This is a genomic window from Inquilinus limosus MP06, assembly GCF_000767795.1.
GTDB classification, from domain to species: Bacteria; Pseudomonadota; Alphaproteobacteria; order DSM-16000; family Inquilinaceae; genus Inquilinus; species Inquilinus limosus_E.
In genome coordinates this window covers 1-24,577 of sequence record NZ_JANX01000021.1, presented here as the reverse complement: position 1 = coordinate 24,577, position 24,577 = coordinate 1, and the positions used below count along the sequence as shown (strand labels likewise).

The window sequence follows — 24,577 nt, the reverse complement described above, 5'->3', positions numbered from 1 at the left end:
ATCGGCACGCCACGGTGCAGCAGGGTCTGCGCCGCCCGGTGCGGGTCGGCATCGCCGCCCAGCCGGCAGGCCTCGCCGCGATTGACCACCAGCAGGTCGGTCAGCGGCAGCACGGAGGCGTAGGAGTCGCGGATCGGCGACGGGTTCAGGATGGTGCCGGCGCCGCGACTGCGGGCCAGGGTGAAGCAGTCCCGCACCGCCGCGATCCGCAGATTGCCCTGCATCAGCAGCAGGTCGCCGGTCTTGAGCGCCGCGTCCAGGCCGGTGCCCTGCGGCGGGCCGAAGCGGTCGGCGCAGGCGGTGATGCTGATGATGGTGTTCTCGCCGGCGGCGTCGACCTGGATCATCGACCGGTCGGTCGGCCCGTCGAGCCGGACCAGCCCGGCCGGGTCGATCCCCTCGGCCGCCAGCCGTTCCGCGACGAGCCCGCCCGGCCCGTCGCGGCCGATGGCAGCGAATAGCCGGACCAGCGCGCCGGCGCGCGCCGCCGCGACCGCCTGGTTCAGCCCCTTGCCGCCCAGATCCTCCGCCATGCCGTCGGCCACGATCGTCTCCCCCGGCTCCGGGAAGCGCTGCAGCCGGTAGAGGGTGTCGAGACAGGCATTGCCGACGACATGGACGGTCATGACAGCCACCGAGTGGGGCCGACATCGTATTGTCCCCCCCTCCCCTCGCGGGAGGGGGTTAGGGGGAGGGGGTTTCCTCAGCCCGAACCGGCCCGGGTCGAGCCGGCCTTGACGGTGATGGTGCCCGCCAGCCACGCCGGATGTCTTCGATCGACAACCCCCTCCCCTACCCCCTCCCGCGAGGGGAGGGGGGACTCGGTTGTGCTGGCGTAAACACAAGCACCTCACCCCTTCCGGATCGTCCAGGCCAGGGCCTGGGACCACAGGCGGCCATAGCCGGGCCAGGCGGCGAAGTCCGGCGGCAGCCAGTGCGGGCCGATGTCGGAGGTCCAGGCCAAAGTGCGACCCTGGCCATACTCCCCGACCACCAGCAGCGGCAGGTCGCCGTATTCGGCGCCGACCGTGGCCAGCACCTGGGCGCCGGGCTTCGGCTTCACCTCGTTGAAGCCGAGCAGCGCCGGCCACGGCCCCGGCAGGCCGGCCAGGATCGGGTGGTCGGCCACAAGCTTCGGGTCGAAGCCCTCCGGCACCTCGACCCGGTCGTCGACCGGCAGGATCTCCACCGGCAGCACCTCCTCCACCGCGGTCTTGTGGAAGCGGGCGCCGCCATTGATGCCCTGGAAGCTGTAATAGCCGCCGAACATCAGCAGGCCGCCGCCGCCGCGGACATAGTCGCGCAGCAGCTTCAGCCGGTTCGGCGTGCGCTGGCTGTGCACCCAGGTGTCCGGGTGCAGCAGCAGCGTGTTGGCGCCGATGTCGGACAGGATCACCGCATCATAGGCCGCGAGACCCTCCAGCGACTGCGGGAAGTCGCGCTGCGCCAGATGCGCCGGCATGTAGTCGATGGCGAAGGGCGAGTCCTTCAGCGCCTCCAGCAGCGGCTCGGCACCCTGGTGGTAGGTCACGGTCGGGAACTGGTCGAACCCCTTGATGTGGGTCGCGGTCGAGACCCAGGATTCGCCCGCCAGCAGGATCTTGTGCTTCGCCATCTGTCAGGCCTTGGTGTTGTGGGCGGCGGAGAAGACGCGCCGCGGATTGTCGATCAGGAGGCTGTCGATCGTCGCGCGATCGACGCCGTGGCGGCGCAGCCTGGGCACGAAATGCTTCAGGATATAGCCGTAGCCGAAGCCGCCGTAGCGGGTCAGCATCATCTTCAGGAACACGTCCTGCGACAGCAGCAGCCGGTCGGCATGGCCGGACTCGATCAGGCTGACGATCGCCCGGGCATTCTCCTCGTCGCTCGGCGACTGCGCCTTCTGGTCGGCGTAGTAGTAGTCCATGCCGATCATGTCGTATTCGAGGAAGGCGCCGCGGTCGGCCAGCGCCCTCTGGTACGGCAGGTCGTTGTGGCTGGGGTTCATGTGGCACAGCACGGTGTGCCGCAGATCCGCCCCCTCCTCCTCGACCACGTCCAGCACGCGGTGGGCCAGCCGCTCCCACCCGGGCAGGTGGATCGACAGCGGCACGCCGGTGCGGCGCGAAGCGCGGGCGGCGCCGCGCAGCGACTTCTCCTCCTCCGCCGTGAAATTCTTGCTGATTCCGATCTCGCCGATCAGCCCGGCCGGGATCACCGGCGCGTCGTCATCCTCCGGCGGCGGCGCCCCGCCGACATCGCGCACGATGCGCTCGGCGATCGTGTCGGCGTCCATGTCGCGCACCTCCTCCGGGTGCGACTGGCCGAGATAGTAGCCGGAGCCCATGACGATGTTCAGCCCGGTGCGGCGGGCGATGCGCTGCAGCGCCTCCGGGTCGCGGCCGATGCCGAAGCAGGTCGGGTCGACCACGGTGGCGCCGCCCAGCTCGGTGAACTTGCCCAGCTCCTCCACCGCCAGGTCGGTGTCGAGCAGGAAGCAGTTGTCCCGGTTCAGGAACGGGTTCATCCGCAGCTCGCCGATCATGGTGATGTCGATCGGCTTCTCGGCCAGGGCGATGTGGCTGGCGCAGCAGGGCCGCCGCCACCAGCTGGAGGTGTCGAGCAGGATGTGCTCATGCATCAGGGTCACGCCCATCGCCTCGACCGGGATCGGCCCCAGCACGGTCATGACCTGGCCGGAGCGCACGCCGATGGTGCTGTCTGTCGTCGTCATGATGGCCTCAGCGGCGGGTCGTGGTCCGGAAGATCCGGAAGTTGAGCCAGATCGCGATCAGGATGATCACGCCGGTGATGATCGGGGTCAGGAACGGCGACATATGCGCCAGGATAAGGCCGTTGCCGATCACCGCCACGGTCAGGGCACCCAGCACGGTGCCGATCATGGTGCCGCGGCCGCCGAACAGGCTGGTGCCGCCCAGCACCACCGCGGCGATGACCTCGAGCTCGAACCCCGCCCCGGCATTGGCCGACCCGCTGCCCAGCCGCGCCGCGATGACGACGGCGGCCAGCGCCGCGGCGGCGCCGGACAGGACATAGACCAGCAGCGTCACCCGCCGGATGTTCACCCCGGCGCGGCGCACCGCCTCGGCATTGGCGCCGATGCCGGTGACGTAGCGGCCGAACCGGGTCTGGGTGAAGATCACGATTCCCAGCGCCAGCACCGCGACCGCGATCAGCGCCGGCATCGGCAGCCCGACGACCCAGCCGCGGCCGATCTCGACGAAGCCGCTGCCGGGATCGACCGGGATGGAATAGCCCTGGGTGATCAGCAGCGCAACGCCGCGGATGATGCCGAGCCCGGCCAGGGTGACGATGAAGGCCGGGATGCCCTCATAGGCGATGAAGAAGCCCTGCAGCGCTCCGATCGCCGCGCCCAGCAGCACCAACCCCACCAGCGCCAGCGGCCAGGGCACGCCGGCCTGCAGAGCCACTGCCGACAGGGCGCCGACCAGGCCGAGCATCGAGCCGACCGACAGGTCGATGCCGCCGGTGGTGATGACGAAGGTCATCGCCGTGGCGACAATCAAGAGCGGCGCGCTCTGCCGCAGGATGTTGAGGATGTTGGCCTCGGTCAGGAAGGCGTCCGTGACCAGGCCGAACAGGATGCAGACCGCCAAGAAGAAGATGAAGATGCTGGCGACGCCGCCATTGGCCATCACCTGGTGGCGCAGCCCCGGCGGCCGGTCGGCCTTCGCGTCGTCCCGCTGCTCGGTCATCGCAGTGCTCCCTGCCGCGCTCATGTCCGCGCCTCCGCGCCCGGGGCCATGCGGGCCGAGCGGGCGGTGAACTTGCGGCCGACGATCAGGTCGACGACCTCCTCGATGTTGGTATCCGCGATATTGCGCTCGGCGATATTGCGGCCTTCGTACATCACCTGGATCCGGTCGCAGACCAGGAACAGATCCTGCAGCCGGTGGGTGATCAGGATGACGCTGACGCCGCGGGAGCTGACGGTGCGGATCAGCTCCAGCACCGCCTCGACCTCGGCGACGGCCAGCGCCGCCGTCGGCTCGTCCATGATCAGCACCTTGGGGTCGAAGGAGGCGGCGCGGCCGATGGCGATGCTCTGGCGCTGCCCGCCCGACAGGTTCTCGACCTTCAGCCAGGTGTTGGGGATGCGGATGCCGAGCCCGTCCAGCATTCGCCGCGCCTCGGCATGCATCCGCCCCTTGTCGAGGAAGGACAGGCCGAGGGCGCCACGCCGCGGCTCGCGCCCCAGGAACAGGTTGCCGGCGACGTCGACCGTGTCGCACAGCGACAGGTCCTGGTAGACCATCTCGACATGATGCCGGCGGGCGTCGGCCGGGCTCTCGAACCGCACCGCGGCGCCGTCGATCTCGATCGTGCCGGCATCCGGGACCACGGCACCGGACAGCACCTTGCTCAGCGTCGACTTGCCGGCGCCGTTGTCGCCGACCAGCCCCAGCACCTCGCCGCGGCGCAGGGTCAGGTCGACATCGGTGAGCGTCTGGATCGCGCCGTAGCGCTTGCAGATGCCGCTCATGCGGACGCGGACGGGTTCGTCCAACGGTCCCTCCATCACTCTGGTCGCGTCGAGGGTGGCTCTCCCCTCACCCTCCCGTCGCCTTTGGCGCCAGGCCCCTCCCTCTCCCCGAGGAGAGGGAAAGTTTACCTCTCCCTCGGGGAGAGGTCGAAACCGCGCAGCGGTTTCGGGTGAGGGGGTAAGCCGCCCTGGGATTATTTGAACATGCCGCGGAACTGGTCGACGTTCGCCTTGGTGACGATGGTGACCGGCACGTTGATGATCGCCGGCACGTTCTCGCCCTTCTTCAGCTTCAGCAGGCTCTCGACCGCGACCTTGCCCTCGGTCGCCGGGTCCTGCTGCACCACGGCGGCGACCCAGCCGGCGTCGATGCCGGCGATCGCCTGGGCGGTCAGGTCCCAGCCGAACACCTTGATGTCGCCGGTGCGGCCCTGGCTGGTGACGGCGGAGACCGCGCCGATCAGCGCCGGCTCGCCGGTGGCATAGAGCGCGGTCATGGCGGGGTTGGCGGTCATCAGGTTCTCCGACGCCGTCAGCGCCACGTCCTGGACGTTCTGGCCGTCGACCGTGTCGACGATGTCGACCTTCACCCCCGAGGCGGCGAGCGCCGTCTTGAACCCGTCCAGCCGCTGGTTCTGGATGAAGGAGTTGAGCGCGCCGATGACGCCGAGCTTGGCGCTGCCGCCCATCTGCGCCTTGACGTAGTCGGCGGTGTGCTTGCCGATCTCCTCGCCGGCCTTGAGGTTGTCGACGCCGACGAAGGCGGCGTTGTCGCCGTCCGGGATCTGCGCGTCGACCGCGATCACCGGGATGCCGGCCTGCTTGGCCGCGGTGATCGCCGGCTTCACGCCGTTGACGTCGATCGCCACCAGCACGATGCCGTCGACCTTCTGGGTGATGTAATTCTCGATCGCGTCGTTCTGGGCGCTGGGCACGTTGTTGGCGTTGAAGATCACCAGCTTGGCGCCGGCGGCGTCGGCCGCCTTCTGCGCACCCTCGTTGATCTGGTTGAAGAACAGGGCCTGCTGGTTGATCGTCACCAGGGCGATCGTCTCGGCCTGGGCGGTGCCGGCCAGCATCGCCGCCCCGGCCAGCGCCGCGGCGGACACCCATGCGTTCAGTCGGATCATGAAGCTCTCCTCTGCATTCTGTGTCGTTGTCGCGTTTCGTCCCTGACGGCGGCAGGCGTCGCGATCAGCCTGCCGCCTTGGCCCTGCCCGCCGGCGGTCCGACCGATGTGCGGATCACCAGTTCGGTGGGCAGGCGCTGGATCTGCGGCGTCTCTTCGCCCCGGATCTGGGCCAGCAGCGTCCGGATGCCGATCCGCCCCAGCGCCTCGATCGGCTGGCGCACGGTGGTGATCGGCGGGCTGAGAAGGTCCGCGAAGGGCATGTCGTCGAAGCTGGCAAGCGACAGGTCGCCCGGCACCGACAGGCCGCGTGCCGCCAGTTCCTGCAGCACGCCGACAGCGATGTAGTCGCTGCCGGTGAACACGGCCGTCGGCCGGCTGCCGGCCAGGATCGCCCGGGTGGCGTCGCGCCCGAACTCCCGCTCATAGGCGCCGAACCGGACCAGCCCGTCCTCGACCGCCAGCCCGGCTTCGGCCATCGCCCGGGCGAAGCCGGCGAAGCGCTCGCGGCTGCTCAGCAGCTGTTCCGGCCCGCCGATATGGGCGATGCGGCGATGGCCGGCGGCGATCAGGTGGCGGGTGGCATCATGGGCGCCGGCCTCGTTCTCGACGAAGATCCGGGTGACGTTGGCGCCGGGCACGTCCTCATCCAGCACCACCACGTCGGTGCGACCGTCGATCAGGTCCCGCAGGCGGCCGTCATCGACCCGGTTGGTCAGCACCAGCAGCCCGTCGACATGGCGAGCCGCCAGCCGGTCGATGCTCGCCGCCTCCATCTCCAGGTCGCCGCCGGTGCTGCTGAGCAGGATCGAGAAGCCGGCGCGCCGCGCCTCGTCCTCCGCCGCCGCGGCCAGGGCGGCGAAGAACGGGTTGGCGATCTCGGGCGTGACCAGGCCGATGGTCTCGGAACTGCCGAGGCTGAGGCGCTTGGCCAGCAGGTTCGGGCGATAGTCCAGCCGCTTCGACGCGGCATCGATGCGCCCGGCTGTCTCCGCCGGCAGCTCGATATTGCCGTTCAGGTAGCGCGAGACCGTGGCCGGTGAAACCCCCGCCTCCCGCGCGACGTCGCGAATGGTCGCCATCCCTGCCTCCTTGACCGCACCGTAGTCTCGGAAACCGGTTTAGTAAACCGGTTTCTAGCCGCGAAATGTGAACAACCGAGGCGATGCAGGGTGAGCCGCCTCACATCTGGCGGCCAGCCCGCACAGAAATTCCCTTGAGAGAACAGCTATCCGCCAGCGAGACAGAAATCTTCAGCTATCGGAAGCCGGATCCGGCGGCTTATTCTCGATTAAATCATCAATTTTACCTAATTTATATCAGATGAATGCAAGAAAATACTGCACTTTCTTCTGTACATCGGTGAAAGAAATCAACTAACAAGACGGAACATTCGTCAGGCATTTGGCCCGCCCCCTCCCACAACCTGACAGTCCGGGAGACCGGGCCGACCGGCATATCTCTCGGGAGGCTTCATTTGGCCAGCATTCCCCTTTCGCAGACGTGGGCATGGCAGGCCGGACGGCATGCCGCCGCTGTTCTTTCCGTTCTGCTGGCGATCGGAGGCGCCGCCCCGGCCCTGGGGCAGATGCTGCCGCTGCCCCCGGGCGACGTGGTGTCCGGCCTGGTCTATCGCCGGGATGGCACCTCCGTCCCCTTCGTCCGGACCGGGGCCGACGCCAACGCCTACATCTTCAGCACCGCGCCGACCGAATCCTTCGCCAACTCGGCGGCGGCGGCGGTGGTGCGGACCACGGCCGACACGCAGTACATTCGCGTCTACACCGAAGGCACCACCCGGCCGGTCGGCGGCTTCATCGCCGGCTCCGACGTCGTGCGCGGCCTGACGGCGGCGGAGATCAAGGACAAGCTGGCCCTGCCCTATCTGCCCGATTCCCTGACCATCGTCCGCGTGCCGGCGGGGACCTGCATCCTGACCGGCACCGGCGCGCCGATCCTGGGCAACTTCCCGGCCAACCCGCCATCGATCCCGGTGGGCGGCCCGTGGGGCAGCGGCGGCACGGCGCAATCCTCGCTGATCGGCACGTCGAACGACCCGAACTGCGCCAACCCACAATTCCTGCCGTCGGACGCCTACACCAACCGGCAGTTGATCGGCGACAAGGCCCTGGCCTATGCGCCGCGGGCCGGCGGCGGCAATGCCGGCGCCATCGGCCGGGCGCTGGACCAGGCCACACCACCGGCGCTGTTTGGCGACATGGACCATGTCTACAACAGCCTGGACCTGCTGAATTACGGCGACTCGGACCCGCTGCAATCGGCCCTGCAGCAGCTGAGCGGCGAGGTCTATGCCGACCTGCCCTCGGTCGAGATCGAAGGCGCCCGCGCCTTCCTGGGCGTGCTGCGGCAGCAGGTCAGCCAGTCCCGGACCGGCGGCGCGGTGATGGCCGGCGGCCCCGCGGCCACGGGCGGAGGCGAGTCCGGCCGGCCGAACGCCTGGATCGCCGGGCTGGGCAACGTCGGCCGCCAGTCGGGCGACGGCGACCGGCACGACCTGGACTTCGACGTGCTCGGCGTCGCCGTCGGCTTCAACCATCGCCTGGACAATGGCCTGGCCGTCGGCGGGGCGCTGGCCTTCTCCAGCAGCAGCTTCAACACCCGCAAGCTGTCGGGCGACGGCGACCTCAGCACTGTCTCCGTCGGCCTGTACGCCAGCTACGCGCCGACCGCCTGGTATGTCGACGGCGCGCTGGGCTACGCCCATGGCTGGGGCACGGTGAGCCGCGCGATCGCCTTCCCGGGCATCGACCGCTTCGCCGCCGCCGACACCGACTCGAACCTGTTCCTGTCCGGCGTCGAGACCGGGTACCGCCTGGCGCTGGGCGGCAGCACCGACCTGACACCCTTCGCAGGGATCCAGGCCATCGTCGTCAGCCAGGACGAGATCACCGAGAGCGGGGCAGGCGCCGTCGACCTGCGCATCGGCGGCCGGACCGTGACCTCGGCCCAGGGCATGCTGGGCGCCGAGCTGGCCCATCGCCTGGACATCGGCCTGGACGCCCCGCTCGGCCTGTCGCTGCGGGCGGCCTGGAGCCACGACCTGGCGGATACGGAGCGCAGCTTCGACGGACGCTTCGAAGGCTCGGACGCCGAGTTCAGCATCGAGGGCGCCGAGGCGCCGCGCGACCTGGCCAAGGTCGGCGTCGGCATCAGCCTCGCGGCGCAGGCGGCGACCCTGTTCCTGCGCTATGACGGCAGCTTCGCCGACGGCTATCGCAGCCAGGCGGCCACCGGCGGGCTGCGCGTCAGCTTCTGAGAGACCGTTTGGAAATTCTACTCTGGCGGCCATCTGATGCGGTTTTCTGCGCTTCCGGTGCTCACGGACCTCATGTCCGCTGCGCTCCGGTTCTCGAAAACCACGCCAACTGACTCTGACTCGCCGGAGCGAATTTCCAGACGGTCTCTGAGGCCTGCGATGATTCCGGGGGAGAGTTGCCGAAACGGCTTCTCTCATCCCGGGCCTTGCTCGTAGTCTGGAGTCTCCCTGTCCCGAATCTCGACAGACGTCCCGCCAGCGCGCGCGACGCCGAGGTTCCACCCGCAGCGATCGAGACTCCGCCGATGAACGACGTCTTCAAGGCCGAGGATTCCGCCGCCCTCAAATTCGGCGTCGGCCAGCCGGTGACCCGGATGGAGGACCCGACCCTGCTGCGGGGCGAGGGCCGCTACACCGACGATGTCAGCCTGTCCGGCCAGGCCTATGCCGCCTTCGTGCGCAGCCCCCACGCCCATGGCGTGATCCGCGGCATCGGCACCGACGCGGCGCGGGTGATGCCGGGCGTGCTGGCGGTCTACACAGCGGCCGACCTGGCGGATTACGGGCTGCTGAAATGCGTGATCGCGTTCCAGCACCGCGACGGCACGCCGATGGCGACGCCGCCGCGCCACGCTTTGGCGGCGGACAAGGTGCGCTTCGTCGGCGACCCGGTGGCGGTGGTGATCGCCGAGACCGCGGACCAAGCCCGCGACGCGGCCGAGGCGGTGGAGCTGGACATCGACCCGCTGCCGGCGGTGACGCGCGTGCCGGACGCGATCGCGCCCGGGGCGCCGGCGCTCTATGACGAGGCGCCGGGCAACCTGATCCTGGATTATCATTTCGGCGACGCCGAGAAGGTGGCCGACGCCTTCGCCCACGCCGCCCATGTGACCCGGCTGGAGATCCTGAACAACCGCGTCGTCGTCAACGCCATGGAGCCGCGGGCGGCGGTGGCCGCCTTCGACGTCGAAACCGGCCGCTTCACCCTCTACGCCCCCAGCCAGGGCGTGTTCGGCAAGCGCAACAACCTCGCCGCCGTGATGGGCATCCCGACTGAGCAGATCCGCCTGATCACCGGCAATGTCGGCGGATCCTTCGGCATGAAGGGCGCGGTGTTTCCGGAATATGTCTGCCTGCTGCACGGCGCCCGCGACCTCGGCCGGCCGGTGAAGTGGACCGACCACCGCTCCGACAGCTTCGTCTCCGACCATCACGGCCGCGACATGGAGGTGGTGGCCGAGCTGGCGCTGGATGCCGAGGGCCGCTTCCTGGCCACCCGTTTCACGGGATACGGCAATCTCGGCGCCTACCTGTCGCAGGTCGGCCCGATGATGACGACGCTGAATATCGCCAAGAACTCGATCGGCATGTACCGCACGCCGCTGGTCGAGGTGAACACGCTCTGCGCCGTCACCAACACCGTGCCGATCGGCGCCTATCGCGGCGCCGGGCGGCCGGAGGGCAACTACTACATGGAGCGGCTGATCGACACGGCGGCCGCCGAGCTGGGCGTCGACCGGATCGAACTGCGCCGCCGCAACATGGTCGCGCCGGGCGAGCTGCCGTGGCAGACCCCGGCCGGCACCGCCTATGACAGCGGCGACTTCCCCGGCCTGCTGGCCCGGGCGGTCGAGGCGGCGGACTGGGCCGGTTTCCCGGCCCGGCGAGAGGAGAGCGCCGCCCGCGGAAAGCTGCGCGGCCTGGGCATCGGCTGCTATCTCGAGGTCACGGCGCCGCCGAGCAGCGAGATGGGCGGCATCCACTTCGAGCCGGACGGCACGGTCACCATCGTCACCGGCACGCTCGATTACGGCCAGGGCCACTGGACGCCCTTCGCCCAGGTGCTGCATGCGAAGCTGGGCATCCCGCTCAACCGCGTCCGCCTGGTGCAGGGGGACAGCGACCGGCTGATCGCCGGCGGCGGCACCGGCGGGTCGAAATCGATCATGGCCAGCGGCGCCGCGATCCTGGAGGCGGGCGACCTGGTGATCGAGAAGGGCCGGCAGATCGCCGGCCATCTGCTGGAGGCCGGGGCCTTCGACATCGAATTCCGCGACGGCCGCTTCAGCGTGGCCGGCACCGACCAGGGCATCGGGCTGATGGAGCTGGCCGGAAGGCTGCGCGCCGGGATGCAGCTGCCGCCCGACGTGCCGGGCTCGCTGGATGTCGACCACATCTTCAAGCAGGCGCCGTCCGCCTACCCCAATGGCTGCCATGTCGCCGAGGTCGAGATCGACCCGGAGACCGGCACCACCACGGTGGTGCGCTATGTCATGGTCAACGATTTCGGCACGGTGGTGAACCCGCTGCTGGTCGAGGGCCAGTTGCATGGCGGCGTGATGCAGGGCGTCGGCCAGGCGCTGATGGAGCGCACGGTCTACGACCCGGAGGGGCAGCTGACCACCGGCTCCTTCGTCGACTACCAGATGCCGCGGGCCGCCGACGCCCCGCCGGTTTTCACCTTCGAGAGCCGGCCGCAGCCGACCGCGACCAACCCGCTGGGCGCCAAGGGCTGCGGCGAGGCCGGCTGCGCCGGGTCGCTGCCCGCGGTGATGAACGCCCTGGTCGACGCGCTGTCGGGCCTGGGCATCCGCCACATCGACATGCCGGCGACGCCGCTGGCGGTGTGGCAGGCGATCGCGGCGCGGCAGGCGTAAACGCGCCTGTCAGCCCTGCCATCGCCCCCCTGCGGATCCCGCCGCGCGTGGTGTAGGGTCGGCGCATCACAGCGAAGCGGCACCATGGATCCCCACATCGCCCCCGTCGATCTCGCCAAGGCATATCGGCTGATCAATCACGGTCCCACCGTGCTCGTCTCCGCCCGCGCCGGCGGCGTCGACAACGTCATGGCCGCGGCCTGGGCCTGCGGGCTCGATTTCTCGCCGCCCAAGCTGACCGTGGTGCTGGACAAGATGGTCCGGACGCGGGCGCTGATCGAGGCCGGCGGCACCTTCGCCGTCCAGGTCCCGACGGCCGCGCAGCTGGAGCTGACCAGGATCGTCGGCACGCGCAGCCTGGCCGACGATCCGGACAAGCTGCAGCAGGCCGGCGCCGAGCTGTTCCGGATCGCCGGCCACGACCTGCCCTTCGTCGCGGGATGCGCGGCCTGGATGGCCTGCCGGCTGATTCCCGAGCCGCACATCCAGCAGGCTTACGACCTGTTCATCGGCGAGGTGGTCGGCGCCTGGGCCGACACCCGCGTCTTCCGCGACGGCCGCTGGCATTTCGAGACGGCGGGGCCGGAGTGGCGCAGCCTGCACCATGTCTCGGGCGGCCATTTCTACGCCATCGGCGACGCGCTGGACGCCGGGGCCTGACGGCCGAGGCGGGGCGGCGTCAGCCGGCCAGCCGGCCGATCGCCAGGAACAGGCTCTGGGCCCGCGGCACCAAGCTGTCGACCTCCATGTACTCCTCCGGCGAATGGGCCTTGCCGCCGACCGGGCCGACCGCGCAGATGGTCGGGCAGCCGACGCTGGCGGTGAAGCCGGAATCGGCGCAGCCGCCGGAGAACTCGCCCGCCACCGCCAGGCCCGCATCCCGCGCGGCGCCGACATAGGTGTCGAACAGCGCGGCCGAGGCCTCGTCCTGTACCAGCGGCTTGAACTCGCCCCGGATCTCGACCCGCGCGGTGGTGCCGGGCACGGTCGCCGTCGCGGCGATGCGCTCGATCTCCGCCACCGCGCGGTCGCGGTCGGCCGGCTCGACATAGCGCAGGTCGATCTGCGCCTCGGCCTTGGGCGCCACCGTGTTGACCGACTGGCCGCCCGAAACCAGCCCGACATTCAGCGTCACGCCGCGGCCGAGATCGGTGATCGCCTGCAGGGCGACGATCTTGTGCGCCAGCTCGGCGATGGCGCTGATGCCGTCCTGGAAATTGCCGCCGGAGTGCGCGGCCTTGCCCAGCACCTCCATGTGCAGGAACACGCCGCCCTTGCGGCCGGTCACGACATTGCCGCTGGGCCGGCCGGGCTCGCTGTTGAACACGGCGCGCGCCTCCCGCGCCGTCGCCTCGATCACCGGGCGGCAGGAGGGCGACCCGATCTCCTCGTCGCTGGTGACGAGGCCGATCAGCGGGGCCGGCGCGCCGCCGAACCTCGCATAGGCGGCGAGAACGAAGGCGTTCATCACCAGCCCCGCCTTCATGTCGCAGACGCCGGGGCCATAGGCCCGGCCGTCGGCGATATGGAACGGGCGGCGCCCCGCCTCACCTTTCGGGAACACGGTGTCGCGATGGCCCATCAGCACGATCGGCTTGTTGCCGCCGCCGGCGGCCGGCACGGTCGCGCGGATGACGTCGCCATGCCGCTCCTGCGGCACGGTCGCGGTGGCGATGCCGTGCTCGGCGAAGAAGCGCTGCAGGCGCTCGCCCGCCGCGTCGACGCCGGCCTTGTCGTAGGAGCCGGAATCGATGTTCACCAGCTCCTCGAGCAGCGCCAGCATCGCGTCCTTCTGGCCGGCCAGCCAGGCCAGGGCCGCGGCCGGCCCCCGGGTCATGTCGGTCATCGGCGGCTCCGTCAGGCGGCGTTGTCGCGGGCCCAGGCCGCGACCTCGGCATGGGTGCCGAACCACACGCCCGGCTTCGACTTCGCATGGCGGATCAGCTCGTCGATGATCCAGATGCGCGACCGGTAGCCGATGATGTGCGGGTGGCAGGTCAGCTGGAAGACGCCGCCCTCCTCATAGGCCGCGTCGAATTCGCGCCGGAAGATGTCGAACACGTCGGCCGGCGGCGTGTAGGGCCGCAGGCTCTGGAACCGGTGCATCATGAAGTAGACGGCGTCGTCGCGCACCCACTCCACCGGCAACTCGACGATGCCGGTCGGCTGGCCTTCCAGCACCAGCTCGTAGCAATCCTCGTCGGCCATCAGCGAGCTGTCGTAGAGCAGCCCCATCTCGGCCTCGATGCGCAGCGTGTTCGGGCTGAAGTCCCAGGACGGGGTGCGCAGCCCCACCGGCCGGACGCCGGTGATCTTCTCCAGCGTCTCCGCCGCCCGCATCATCAGGTCCCGCTCGGCCTCATAGGGCAGGACGGAGTTGAGCTCGTGGATCCAGCCATGGATGCCGATCTCGTGCCCGGCCGCGACCAGCGCCCGCTGCTCGTCCGGGTGGGTCAGGGCGGCCACCGCCGGGACGTAGAAGGTGGCCTTGACGCCGTGGCGGTCCAGCAGCGCGGCGATGCGCGGCACGCCGACGCGGTTGCCATACTGGCCCCAGGCCATGCGGCCGATCGACTTGCCGCCGTCGCGCAGCTCGTTGGTCTCATGGTCGCTGTCGAAGGACAGGGCGACGGCGCAGCGCGCCCCGCCGGGCCAAGCGGCCGGCCGCAGCGCGCGCCCGGCGCGGACCTGGTTGATCAGGCGCTGCCAATGCGCGTCGGGCCACTGCCAGGGTTCGAGGGCGGGTTCGGTCATGGGAGGCACTCCTTCAGGGGTCAGGCGACGGGACCGCCGGTCACCGGCAGCACCTGTCCGGTGATCCAGGACGCGTAGTCGGAGGCGAGGAACAGCACAGCATGGGCGATATCCTCGGGCCGGCCGAGGCGGCGCATCGCCACGCGCTCGACCAGCGCCTTCTGGCCGGCCTCGCCATATCCGGCCCATTGCCGCTCATAATCCGGGCTGGTCGGCATGAAGCCTGGGGCCACGGCGTTGACGGTGACACCGTGAGGCCCCAGCTCGGCCGCCAGCTGCTTCATCAGGCCCAGCTGGCCGTGCTTGGCGGCGGCGTAGCTTTGGATCCCGGTCAGGCTGGTGGCGAGGCCCGAGCGGCTGGAGATGATGACGATCCGCCCCTGCCCCGCTTGCTTCATCAGCGGAGCCACGGCCCGGGCGCAGAGGAAGGCGCCGGTCAGGTTGGCATCGACGATCGCCCGCCAGTCCTCCGGCTCCACCTCCTCGACCGGGTGCGGGGACTGGCCGCGCACGCCGCCGGCGACATAGATCAGCCCGTCGATCGCGCCGCCCTCACCACCGGCCTGGGCCACCATGGCCGTGACCGATTCTGGGTCGGTGACGTCCGCCGCCAGGGCCTGGATCGCGCCGCCGCCGGCGACCGGGCCGGCGAAGCGCGCGACCTCGTCCGCGAGGAGGTCACTGGCGAAGACCTGCGCGCCGCGCTGAGCGAAGGCCTCGGCGATGGCGCGGCCGATGCCACGGGCGGCACCGGCCACCAGGATGCGCTTGCCGGGGAAGGTGATGTGCATGGCTTCAGCCCAGCCGGTCGCGCGCCGTCTCGCGCAGCCCGGCGATGACGACGGCGGAGATGATGGCGGCGGCAATCAGGTAATAGGTCGGCGCCACCGGCGACCCGGTGGTGCTGATCAGCCAGGTGGCGATATAGGGGGCGAAGCCGCCGAAGATCGCGGTCGCCAGGCTGTAGCCGGTGGACATCCAGGTCGAGCGCGAATGGGTCGGGAAGATCTCGGCGATCGCGGCCGGGCCGGCGCCGGAGAACAGCGCGATCATCAGGCCGAACACCACCTGGATCGCAACCACGGTCAGGAAGCCGGCGCCGGAGGCCATGACCGAGAACAGCGGATAGCTGAGCACGATGAAGGCGGCGCAGCAGGCCAGCAGCAGCGGCTTGCGGCCGATCCTGTCGGACAGGTGGCCCATCGCCGGCACCGCGACCACCAGGACCAAGAGGCCGATCGTGTTCGACCACAGCGCCGCCGTGGCGCTGAGGCCGCCGAACTTCTGGGTGAAGGTCGGCATATAGCTCAGCATCACGTAATAGGCGACGGTCCAGATGATGGTGAAGCCGAAGGCCCGGCCGGCCAGCATCAGCGGCGACTCCGCCGGGGCGGCCGGGGCCGTCTTCTTCACCTCCGCCTGGGCCGCGCGATAGGCCGGCGTCTCGTCGATGTTGCGGCGCATATAGATGCCGACCGGCACCAGGATGGCGCCGATCAGGAACGGGATGCGCCAGCCCCAGCCCGCCATCTGGTCGGCGGTCAGCACGGTGCTGAACAAGGCGGCGACGCCGGACCCCAGCAGCAGCCCCAGCGCCACGCTGGCCTGCTGGAAGCTGCCGAAGAAGCCGCGCCGGCCTGGCGGCGCCCATTCGACAATGAAGGCGGTCGACCCGCCCCATTCGCCGCCGGCCGAGAAGCCCTGCAGCAGGCGGCAGACCACCAGCAGCACCGGGGCCAGCACGCCGATCGTCGCGTGGTCTGGGATCAGGCCGATGCCGACGGTGCCGACCGCCATCATGAAGATGGTCAGCACCAGCGCCGCCTTGCGGCCCCGGGTGTCGCCGATGCGGCCGATGACGATGCCGCCGACCGGGCGGGCGACGAAGCCGACACCGAAGGCCGCGAAGGTGGAGAGCAGCGCCCCGACCTCGTCGGCCGAGGGGAAGAACGCCTTGGCGATCAGTGTCGCCAGATAGCCGTAGATGGCGAAATCGTACCATTCGAGGATGTTGCCGATGACGGCGGCGCCCACGGCTTGGCGCCCTTTCATGGCGGGCCGGCCCGAGCTGGCCCCCGCCCTGCCCTCCGCGTATCCGGACATGTGCTGCCTCCTGTCCCGGCCGCCGCCGAACATTGCCGCGGCGACCGTCTGCTAGCGCTGTTTGTTGTGCGCCCGTATCGGATTGTGATACTATAAATCGTAAAGCGATTTCCGTGCGCCCGTCAATGGGACAGGAGCTGTTTTGTCCGGCGATTCCCTGACCGTGGCCTCGGTGGAAAAGGCCTTCCGCGTGCTGGAGGCCTTCGGCCATTCGACCGAGGAGCTCGGGCTGATCGAGATCGCCGGCCTGACCGGGCTGGACAAGAGCGCGGCGCAGCGCTTCGCCCATTCCCTCTGGCAGGCCGGCTATCTGGAGAAGAACGAGCGGACCCGCCGCTTCAAGCTGGGCAAGCGGGTGCTGACGCTCGGCTATTTCTATCTGCGCTCGAACCCGCTGATCGAGGCGGCGACGCCGGCGCTGATCGAGCTGCGCCGCGCCTGCGGCGAACGGGTCAATCTGAGCCTGCATGACGACCTGACGCTGATCTACGCCATCCGGCAGCAGAGCAAGCGGGAGTATTTCTACGGCACGCTGATCGGCCGCCGGGTGCCGGTGTTCTCCTCCGCCGGCGGCCGCGCCATCCTGGCCGCCCTGCCCGACGACCGGGCGGACGACATCATCGCCCGCTCCGACCGGTCGCCGCTGACGCCGAACACCATCATCGACCCGGCCGCGATCCGCGCCAAGGTGGCGGAGGCCCGGGCGCAGGGCTACGGTCTGGCGGTGGAGGAGACGGTGCCGGGCGAGCTGACCCTCGGGGTCGCGGTGACCGATGCCGCGGGCGTGCCGGTGGCCGCCATCCACATCGCCGGGTCGGTCGCGGAATGGGCGCCGCAGGACTTCGCCACGCGCTTCGCCCCCTTCGCCATGGAGACGGCGCAGTCCCTCAGCCGCTCGCGGATGGTCACCGCGACGGGCGGAGCGGCGCCCCGCCGGCCCTGACGGCGCCGCGATAGCCGCCGATGGAGCTGTCCCCCTTCGACATCCTCGCGCCGGGCCTGCCGGTCGTGTTCTGCGGCATCAACCCCAGCCCCCAGGCGGCGGCGTCCGGCCACAATTTCGGGTCGCCATCCAACCGCTTCTGGCCCGTCCTGCACCTGGCCGGCTTCACCCCGGTGCGGATCGCGGCGCGGGACGACCGCCGCCTGCTCGACTTCGGCTGCGGCATCACCGCCGCCGTCCCGCGGGCGACGCGCAGCGCCGGCGAGCTGGATGATCGCGAACTCCGCGGCTCGGGCGAGGGGCTGCGCGCCAAGATCGAGCATTTCCGGCCCGAGACGATCGCCTTCCTGGGAAAGGCGGCCTATGAAGCGATCATTGGCACCCGGGTCGACTGGGGCCTGCATCCCGTGCGGTTCGGCGGTGCCGCCGCCTGGATCCTGCCGAATCCGAGCGGGCTGAACCGAAGCTTCAGTCTGGCCGATCTGGTCGGGGCCTACACGGCCCTCAGGGAGGCGTGCTCATCCCCCCTGGCGCGATGGATGGCCCGAACGGCACAGGGCGGCGGCAGTGCTTCCAAGGCGGCTAGTCGAACAGGGTGATGGACAGCCCGAGCAGCACCCAGAACGGCCCGACATAGCACAAGGCGGTGAGGATCGATCGCCAGCCGAGGCAATCGGCGAGCATCGCCGCCCTCTCGCCGCCGAGGAGCTGCCGGCAGAGAAGAATGCTCTGGTGGCCGGGGTCGAGGGGATATCGCGCGCCCGTCTCGCGAAGATACGCCTCCGCCAGATCGGTTATGTTCCTCCCGTCGATCCACCATTCCTGGCTCAGGATGCGGCCGCTGGCCGCCCTCTCGATGACGGCCGGGCCGTCGATGCGGTTCAAGCGGTTGTCCTGGTACCAGAATTCGATCCGGCTGCCGTCCGGCCGGTACTGGACATAGGCCGGGTCGATGGCTCGGCTGTCCCGCTCCCCGTCACATCGTCCCTCGGATCCTGGCGCGCCATCCCGGCGACGGACGACCAGCGGTGAAATCCCCGCGGCCCGGAGCGGCCCGCGTCCCGGGCTGCGACAGGCCCCCATGCCCGCCGACTCCGATGGCCTCGCGAGCGGAACGATCCTTGCGCCGCCAGACATCCTGCCCTGCTCCATGGCCTCCCCCGCCGGCTGGTTCGATGGCGTCGAGAAGGCCGACCCGGCCGTCAATCCCGGCCGGCCGCGTTCAACGACGAGATGATGCCGCTTCCGGCGAAATTTCCCCGGTACATATGCTGGCCGAGATGCCCGAGATCGGAATTCAGATCGGCATGGACCTTGCCCCCGATGTCCCGCCACCGGCGGCAGAAGGCGTAGTCCTCCGACAGGTAGCGCCGGCTGTCCGGGTCGATCATGCAGTCGAAGAACAGCCAGTAGAACGGCGCCTCGGGATTGTCCGGCGGACCGTCGGGGACATAGTTGAGCTCCGGATAGCGCTCCATCATCCGGCTGAACACGTGGCGCTTGATGGTCATGAACCCGGTCGGCGCCTCGGCGACCTCGACGAAGCCGTCCTCGGTGGTGAATTTCGACAGCGGTTCGGATCCGAGGCCCACCGGATTGAACGGATAGTCGGTGTAGAGCGCCTCGAACGCCTCCTTCGTGGTGCCGGCGGGCACGCCCTGCTGCGGCCAGTTGAAGCGCTTGATCGGGTAGATCCCGGCCGCCACGTCGTGGTCCGCGAGCAGCAGGCGGATCGCGGCCTGCGGCTGGAACTCGATATCCGAGTCGATCCAGAACAGATGCGTGTATTCCTCATGCATCAGGAAGAACTTGACGATTTCGTTCCGCGCCCGGGTGACCAGGCTTTCCGCCCGCATGTGCAGCGACGATGGCAGTCCCAGGCGGATCGCCTCATGGGTGAGCAGGAACATGCTCGTCACATAATTCATCGACACGGCCGAGATGTAGCAGGGCGTGGCCCAGAGCACGTTCATCGACCGCAGCGCTTCGACAGGGAGCATCTCGGTATCTGGCTTCCAGCTTGAAAGGAATTCGACGATCCGGTCCTGTCCGGTGTCGCCACGGTCTCGTCGGGCCTATCAGTCGAGCTGACCCTCGGGGACCATGATCCGTCTGGCCACAGTGCGGATCATGGCCCCCGAGCACCGAGATCCGTGTGGGCGCCGGAGTCTCGGTTTCCGTATCCGCAGACCATGCCCGGGTCAGGTGCAGACCCATTCCTGGACAGAGCAGGCCTTGGCGTCGCCGCCACAGGTTGCCGAAGCCTTCTCCTCCGCCTCCCGCCGGGTCCGCGCGGAGGCAGCGCCCCAGGGGGCGGGCTGGCCGTTCGCCCCCGGCTCGCCGACGACCAGGGCCCCGCAATGCTCGTAGGGGAAGCCGGACTTGTCGTCGTCGTCCCACCAATGACGGTAGTTGCGGAAGAGGGTGACGACCCTGCAATCCTGCCCGCCCCGGTGCACGCAGTGCCGCAGCGCGATCTCCTGCGCCTCCTCCGGCTTGTCGGCGCCCCAGAAGAAGCCGCGCTTCTCGTCGCGCACCGAATAGGCGATGGCGCCCCAGATCCCCGGCCCGAGGCCCTGCCCGGCCGCCGCTGCCCCTGCCGGTGACAGGACGATCTCGACGCGACGGTTCTGCGGCTCGCGGACGCCGTCGGCGGTCGAGACCAGCGGATCGGACTCGCCGACGCCCTTGACCGCGATCAGGCTGTCGGCAACGCCGTCGGCAACCAGTTCGCGACGGATCGTCTCGCCACGCCGGACCGAGAGGGCCTGGTTGTACTGGACCGAGCCCGAACGGTCGGTGTGACCGGTGACGTCGATGCGGGTGGTCTTGCCCTGGAGGGCGTCAGCCGCGGCCGAGGCCACCACCTGCCGGGCTTCCGGAGTCAGATGCGAGCTGTCGAAGTCGAAGAACACCAGGTAGCTGCGGTCTGGGATGGTATCGACCGTCCCGACCACGGCCGGCGGCGGCGTCGGATCGGCCGCACCGGCCGCGGAGGCGAGGCAGGCCGCCGCGGCGAACGCGAGGAGGACGGATCGCAGCATGGTCGGTCTCCCGCAAGAATCCTCAGCCGCCGATGCTGAGGCTGGTCATGGCGACACAGGACTGGTCGAGCGGCACCAGCACGACCTGCGCTCCGTTGGGCATGGCGACGGTGGGCAAGTCGCCCAGCGAGCCGGCCTGGCCCTTCTGGTTCACGAGCTCAGCCGAGACGGCCTGGCAGGGGGCCTTGACCGGCGTCACCCGCACCAGCGTGCCCTCGCAGGACCGCCCGACCGGCGCCGCGAACACGACGCCGGCGCCCCGCTGGCCCTGGCTTTCCGCGGTGCCGTCCAGTGCCACCAGCGACGCGACGGCATGGGCATCGGCGGCCTTGGTGTTCCATTGGGTCTTCGCCGTATAGGTCTCGTCGGCGACGACGCCGCGGCCCAACGTGGTGAAGACATTCTTGCAGGCGCCGATCTTGCCCTCGCGCGCATGGTCTTCGAAGATCGAGGCGACGGCCTGCTGCGCGGGCGCCGGATCTTGCTTGGCCGCCTCCGCGGGTGCCGCCGGGGCAGCGGCCGCGGGGGCTTGGGTCTTCTTCTCGGCCGCCTGACCGATCACATCCGCGCCGAACACGCCGCCAAGCACGACGGCGCCCAGGAGAGGCACGAGGAGCAGGGCTTTGTTCATCGATTGATCCTTTGCGTTGCTACTTCATCGCCGAGAGAGCGGCGAACAATCCTTCGAGCGGTGCCTGGAACGAGACCTCCTCGTCCGGGAGCCCGTAGGTCACTGTGCAGTCGGTCCCGGCTTGGATGTGCCGCCGCAGCATCTGGCCGATGGCGATGGTCGCGACGCAGACGGTTGCATCGCAGCGGTCGGTCCGGGCGACGATCCGGTCCCGGCCGTCACCCAGCGCCAAGCCGATCTCCGCCCCCTCGCCCACCGCCGCGGGCACCCGCATAACCACCAGGGGCTTGCCGTCCGCCGTGGCCACGAAGGACCAGTTGAAGACGGGCGCCCCCTGCTGATTGACGATGGACTGCGTCAGGTTGCAAATCCGTCGCTTCGACTTCAGGCTCTCGTCACAGATCAGGGTCCAGTTCTCGAACGGCTGGATGACCCGCCGGTACTGGCCGAGCTGCTCCCCGTCGGGGATAGCGACCTCCGAGGACTTCACGGTGTAGGTGGATGGCAGCTGCACCCACCCCACCGCGAGAGCATCCCCGGCCATCGCCGACAGCACCAGCGCCGCCACCATGCATCCAGCCGCCAGCCTCATCGGCCGCCCATCCTCAGTTGAGGGTGAAGGAGACGCCGATACCGGCACCCCAATCACCGCCGCTCTGGATGGCCGAGGCGTTCACCCGGACCCAGCCGCTCTCGGCGGTGTAGCCGAGGCCGAGGGCCAGGGCGCCCTGGTCGTGCCACATGCCGCCGCCGACCGAGGCGCTGAGCTTGCCCGGGCGGTCGTCGTAGCGCAGCGACGCCGCCGCGATGCCGATCGCCGCCCCCTGCCAGGCCTCACGCCGCGCCTGCTTGATCTTCCCGTTCAGGGAGTCGAAGGCGTCGTTCAGCTGGTTGAGGTTCACCGCATCGGTGCCGTTCACGCCCGGCGCGACATTTCCGATCGTGACCGGCGCATTCGGGTTCCCGCCTCCCAGGGTGATCCGGTTGGTGAGGTTGCCCGCGCTGTCGGTGTCGTACTTCACCGAGATGTTCGCCAGCGCCGACAGCTGGCTGACATTCACCGCGTCGGTCGCGGCCGAGCCCGCGGCGACGTTGGTGAGGCGCCGTTCCGACCCGGAGGAGCCGAACGAGACCTCGCCCGTCGCCACCCCGGCGGTCTTCATGCCCACCACCGGCGCGTAGGCCGCGTCGGAAAGGTTGGCCATGGTGGTCGAGCCGGCGCCCAGGGCCAGGGAGTTGGCGCTGGTCGCCTTCGCCCCGGCACCGATCGCGATAGCGTTGTTGGCCGAAGCGCTGGAGCCGTTGCCCATCGAGATCGCATTGCTGGCGCTGGCGGTCGAGGCCGGGCCGATCGCGGTGCTGTTCGTACCACTTGCAACGGAGTCCGCCAGGGTCGAGTTGGTGTGGAAGTACTTGATGCCGGCGCCCCCGATGATCGAGCTGTCGACCTGGCTCGCCAGCGAGTAGAGCTGCGAGCCGTTGATCGCGTCGGTGGAGTCCTTCGTGATCCGCCCCGCCGCCACGTTGGTGATGGTGCGCTCGGCGCCGACATCGCCCACGCTCACCGTGCTGGTCGGGTTGGCCCCGGCAAAGCCATCGAGCGTGAAGTTGTTGAACGAGGCGCTCGAGGTTCCAACCGCGGCCTGCGTCTTCGAGCCCGAGCCCAAGGCCACATCGCCGGCATGGCTCGCCGTCGCGCCCTGGCCCAGCGCCGTGGCGCCGGACGCGCTGGCAGTGGAGGACTGGCCCACCGCCGTCGAACCGGAGGCCCCGGCGGAAGAAGAACTGCCGAGCGCAACCGCCCCGGTCGCTCCCGACGCCGTGCTCGCCCCGTTGCCGGCGGCGAAGCTGTCGTCGCCATTCGCCTTGCTCGTCGGCCCGATCGCCACCGAATTGGCGCCGATCGCCTGGCTGTCCGCGAGCTTCGAGTTGGCGTGGAAGTACTTGATGCCGCCGCCGTTGTTGATGTTGGTCAGGCTGGTGTTCACGGCGTTGAAGGCATCGTAGACGGTGGTGTAGCTGCCGCCCTGGATGTTGTAGGTCGGGCCGGTGATCGAGCCGTCCGGATTAATGACGGTTGTTCCGCCGAACAGGTTCGTGATGTTCGTCGTCACGCCCTTGAGCTGCGAGACGTTGACGGCGTCGGTGTCCGCCGAACCGGCGGCGACATTCGTCAATTTGCGCTCGGCTCCGCCGGCCCCGATCGAGACCTCGCCGACCGAAGTCTGCGGTCCTGCAAGGCCAAAGGCCGTGTAGTTCGTCTGAGCGCCGACGGTGGTCCTTGAATTGCCGCCAAGCGCGATGCTGTTGGCGAAGGTGCTCTGGGCGCCTGCGCCGATGGCGATGGACTGGATACCGGCGGCCAGCGAGTTCGTGCCGAGCGCCAGGCCATCGGCCAGCATGACATGGGCGTTCTGGCCGATCGCCGTGCCGCCCGGCGCCGTCTGGTCGACGATCGCGCCATTGCCGACGCCGATGCCGTTGTCACCGTTGACGACCGTCGTGGGACCGACGGCAACCGACTGATCGCCGACCGCGAGCGAATCTCCTGCAGTGGAGTTGGCGTGGAAGTATTTGGTCGAGGTCACAGCGACGGAGGCTATCGCGCCCTGAAGCTGCCGGATCGTCACGGCATCCTGGGCCTCGGTGCCGTCCGCGACATTCGTGATCTGCCGGTAGGACTTGTCCGTGCCGACGGATACCGCGCCGAGAAGGGTCTTGTCCGTCGTGTTGTACTCGATGATGGCCGGACCGGCACTGATCTGCCCCGTCGCCGGAGCCAGTGCGCGATCGGCGACCGATCCGGAACCAAGCGCCACGCCACCCAGGACCGTGGCCTGGCTGTCACGGCCGAGAGCCAGTGAACTGTCGGCAACCGCGGTCGCCTGGTAGCCGACGGCGGTGGAGCCGATCCCCTGAGCCGAGGAGTCGGTGACCGGCAGCGTCCTGTCATTGGTGCGCACATACCGGATGCCACGGCCGTTGGCGTCGGTGTAGCTCTTGGATGTATCGCCGGCGATGTTGTTGATCGTGTCGCCCAGATTGGTGATCGCACCCGTGTTGACGGTGACCTGCTGGTTGGTGGCGAAGAGCTGCGAGCCGTTCACCGCATCGGTCGAGGTGTCCGAAAGCCGCCCGGCCGCGACATTGGTGATGGTCCGCTCCGCGCCCGCCGCACCGACGCTGACCGTCGAGGTCGGGTTGGCGCCGGCGAAGGTGTAGGCCTTGCCGCCGATGGTCGCCCCGCTGGTGCCGACCGCCGCCTCCGTCGTGGAGCCGAGGCCGAGAGCGACGTCACCCGCGTTGTTGGCTACCGCGTTCGGACCGATGGCGACGGAGTCCGTCCCCAGCGCCTGCGAGTCGGGCTCGGTCGAGTTGGCGCGGAAGTACTTGATGCCCCTGCCGTTGTTGATGTTGGTGACCTCGTTCGCGACGGTCTCGATCGCCTGGTTCGAGGCGAAGAGCTGCGAGCCGTTCACCGCGTCGGTGGAGTCGATCGCGATGCCGACCCGGCCGCCACGTTGGTGATGGTCCG

Annotated in this window: 22 protein-coding genes; 5 read left to right on the top strand and 17 right to left on the bottom strand. The window is 69.6% G+C overall.

The window, feature by feature from the left end; translation table 11 throughout:
* The 7 genes from P409_RS03770 to P409_RS03740 all read right to left on the bottom strand — a co-directional run.
* Positions 1-626: PfkB family carbohydrate kinase (locus P409_RS03770; protein WP_034831854.1), on the bottom strand; the 626-nt coding region annotated here is incomplete at its 3' end.
* Positions 627-850: 224 nt separating this feature from the next.
* On the bottom strand, positions 851-1,615 hold the full coding sequence (locus P409_RS03765; protein WP_034831851.1) for a glutamine amidotransferase: 765 nt from the start codon (positions 1,613-1,615) through the stop codon (positions 851-853).
* Between the two features lie 3 nt (positions 1,616-1,618).
* Positions 1,619-2,713 carry a phosphotriesterase family protein gene (locus P409_RS03760; protein WP_034831849.1) on the bottom strand — a complete coding sequence of 365 codons (1,095 nt, stop codon included), beginning with the start codon at positions 2,711-2,713 and terminating at the stop codon, positions 1,619-1,621.
* Between the two features lie 7 nt (positions 2,714-2,720).
* Positions 2,721-3,716 carry an ABC transporter permease gene (locus tag P409_RS03755; RefSeq protein ID WP_052119998.1) on the bottom strand — a complete coding sequence of 332 codons (996 nt, stop codon included), beginning with the start codon at positions 3,714-3,716 and terminating at the stop codon, positions 2,721-2,723.
* A 20-nt stretch (positions 3,717-3,736) separates the two neighbouring features.
* On the bottom strand, positions 3,737-4,528 hold the full coding sequence (locus tag P409_RS03750; RefSeq protein WP_202964540.1) for an ATP-binding cassette domain-containing protein: 792 nt from the start codon (positions 4,526-4,528) through the stop codon (positions 3,737-3,739).
* A gap of 170 nt (positions 4,529-4,698) precedes the next feature.
* Positions 4,699-5,634, bottom strand: coding sequence for an ABC transporter substrate-binding protein (locus P409_RS03745; protein WP_034831842.1), 936 nt, complete (start codon positions 5,632-5,634; stop codon positions 4,699-4,701).
* A gap of 64 nt (positions 5,635-5,698) precedes the next feature.
* On the bottom strand, positions 5,699-6,715 hold the full coding sequence (locus tag P409_RS03740; protein WP_034831839.1) for a LacI family DNA-binding transcriptional regulator: 1,017 nt from the start codon (positions 6,713-6,715) through the stop codon (positions 5,699-5,701).
* A gap of 506 nt (positions 6,716-7,221) precedes the next feature.
* Here P409_RS03740 and P409_RS03735 point away from each other — a divergent pair.
* From P409_RS03735 to P409_RS03725, 3 genes are all read left to right on the top strand, one after another.
* Entirely contained in the window at positions 7,222-8,910 is a 1,689-nt protein-coding gene (locus tag P409_RS03735) for an autotransporter outer membrane beta-barrel domain-containing protein (RefSeq protein WP_034831836.1), read from the top strand.
* A 305-nt stretch (positions 8,911-9,215) separates the two neighbouring features.
* Positions 9,216-11,567, top strand: a complete 2,352-nt coding sequence (locus P409_RS03730) for a xanthine dehydrogenase family protein molybdopterin-binding subunit (RefSeq protein ID WP_034831833.1) — start codon at positions 9,216-9,218, stop codon at positions 11,565-11,567.
* Between the two features lie 84 nt (positions 11,568-11,651).
* Positions 11,652-12,227, top strand: a complete 576-nt coding sequence (locus P409_RS03725; RefSeq protein ID WP_034831829.1) for a flavin reductase family protein — start codon at positions 11,652-11,654, stop codon at positions 12,225-12,227.
* A gap of 19 nt (positions 12,228-12,246) precedes the next feature.
* Here the strand turns inward: P409_RS03725 and P409_RS03720 are convergent, their stop codons facing one another.
* From P409_RS03720 to P409_RS03705, 4 genes are read right to left on the bottom strand one after another with little or no spacing between them, the layout of a single operon-like run.
* The gene (locus tag P409_RS03720) at positions 12,247-13,413 is read right to left on the bottom strand and encodes a M20 family metallopeptidase (protein ID WP_238578587.1); all 1,167 of its coding nucleotides are present in this window, start codon (positions 13,411-13,413) and stop codon (positions 12,247-12,249) included.
* Between the two features lie 11 nt (positions 13,414-13,424).
* Positions 13,425-14,321 carry a polysaccharide deacetylase family protein gene (locus P409_RS03715; RefSeq protein WP_034831825.1) on the bottom strand — a complete coding sequence of 299 codons (897 nt, stop codon included), beginning with the start codon at positions 14,319-14,321 and terminating at the stop codon, positions 13,425-13,427.
* Positions 14,322-14,341: 20 nt separating this feature from the next.
* Positions 14,342-15,112, bottom strand: coding sequence for an SDR family NAD(P)-dependent oxidoreductase (locus P409_RS03710; protein WP_034831822.1), 771 nt, complete (start codon positions 15,110-15,112; stop codon positions 14,342-14,344).
* Between the two features lie 4 nt (positions 15,113-15,116).
* The gene (locus P409_RS03705) at positions 15,117-16,424 is read right to left on the bottom strand and encodes an MFS transporter (RefSeq protein WP_034831820.1); all 1,308 of its coding nucleotides are present in this window, start codon (positions 16,422-16,424) and stop codon (positions 15,117-15,119) included.
* 142 nt (positions 16,425-16,566) lie between these two features.
* Here P409_RS03705 and P409_RS03700 point away from each other — a divergent pair, with 142 nt between their 5' ends.
* Entirely contained in the window at positions 16,567-17,367 is an 801-nt protein-coding gene (locus P409_RS03700; protein ID WP_052119997.1) for an IclR family transcriptional regulator, read from the top strand.
* A gap of 20 nt (positions 17,368-17,387) precedes the next feature.
* Positions 17,388-17,966 (top strand): G/U mismatch-specific DNA glycosylase, encoded by a 579-nt coding sequence (gene mug, locus P409_RS03695; protein ID WP_052119996.1) that lies wholly within the window; start codon positions 17,388-17,390, stop codon positions 17,964-17,966.
* On the opposite strand, the gene P409_RS03690 is transcribed toward mug, so the two are convergent.
* From P409_RS03690 to P409_RS03665, 6 genes are all read right to left on the bottom strand, one after another.
* Positions 17,950-18,519: a hypothetical protein gene (locus tag P409_RS03690; protein ID WP_034831818.1), complete on the bottom strand. Its 570-nt coding sequence runs from the start codon at positions 18,517-18,519 to the stop codon at positions 17,950-17,952. The two genes, mug and P409_RS03690, sit on opposite strands and share 17 nt — an antisense overlap.
* A 50-nt stretch (positions 18,520-18,569) precedes the next feature.
* On the bottom strand, positions 18,570-19,367 hold the full coding sequence (locus tag P409_RS03685) for a hypothetical protein (RefSeq protein WP_034831816.1): 798 nt from the start codon (positions 19,365-19,367) through the stop codon (positions 18,570-18,572).
* 201 nt (positions 19,368-19,568) lie between these two features.
* The gene (locus P409_RS36020) at positions 19,569-20,411 is read right to left on the bottom strand and encodes an OmpA family protein (RefSeq protein ID WP_052119995.1); all 843 of its coding nucleotides are present in this window, start codon (positions 20,409-20,411) and stop codon (positions 19,569-19,571) included.
* Between the two features lie 22 nt (positions 20,412-20,433).
* Positions 20,434-21,042: a hypothetical protein gene (locus P409_RS36015; protein WP_052119994.1), complete on the bottom strand. Its 609-nt coding sequence runs from the start codon at positions 21,040-21,042 to the stop codon at positions 20,434-20,436.
* Positions 21,043-21,061: 19 nt separating this feature from the next.
* Positions 21,062-21,613, bottom strand: coding sequence for an invasion associated locus B family protein (locus tag P409_RS03670; RefSeq protein ID WP_034831857.1), 552 nt, complete (start codon positions 21,611-21,613; stop codon positions 21,062-21,064).
* Between the two features lie 34 nt (positions 21,614-21,647).
* Positions 21,648-24,577, bottom strand: a 2,930-nt coding sequence (locus P409_RS03665) for a YadA-like family protein (protein WP_202964539.1), incomplete at its 5' end; no start/stop codon positions are given.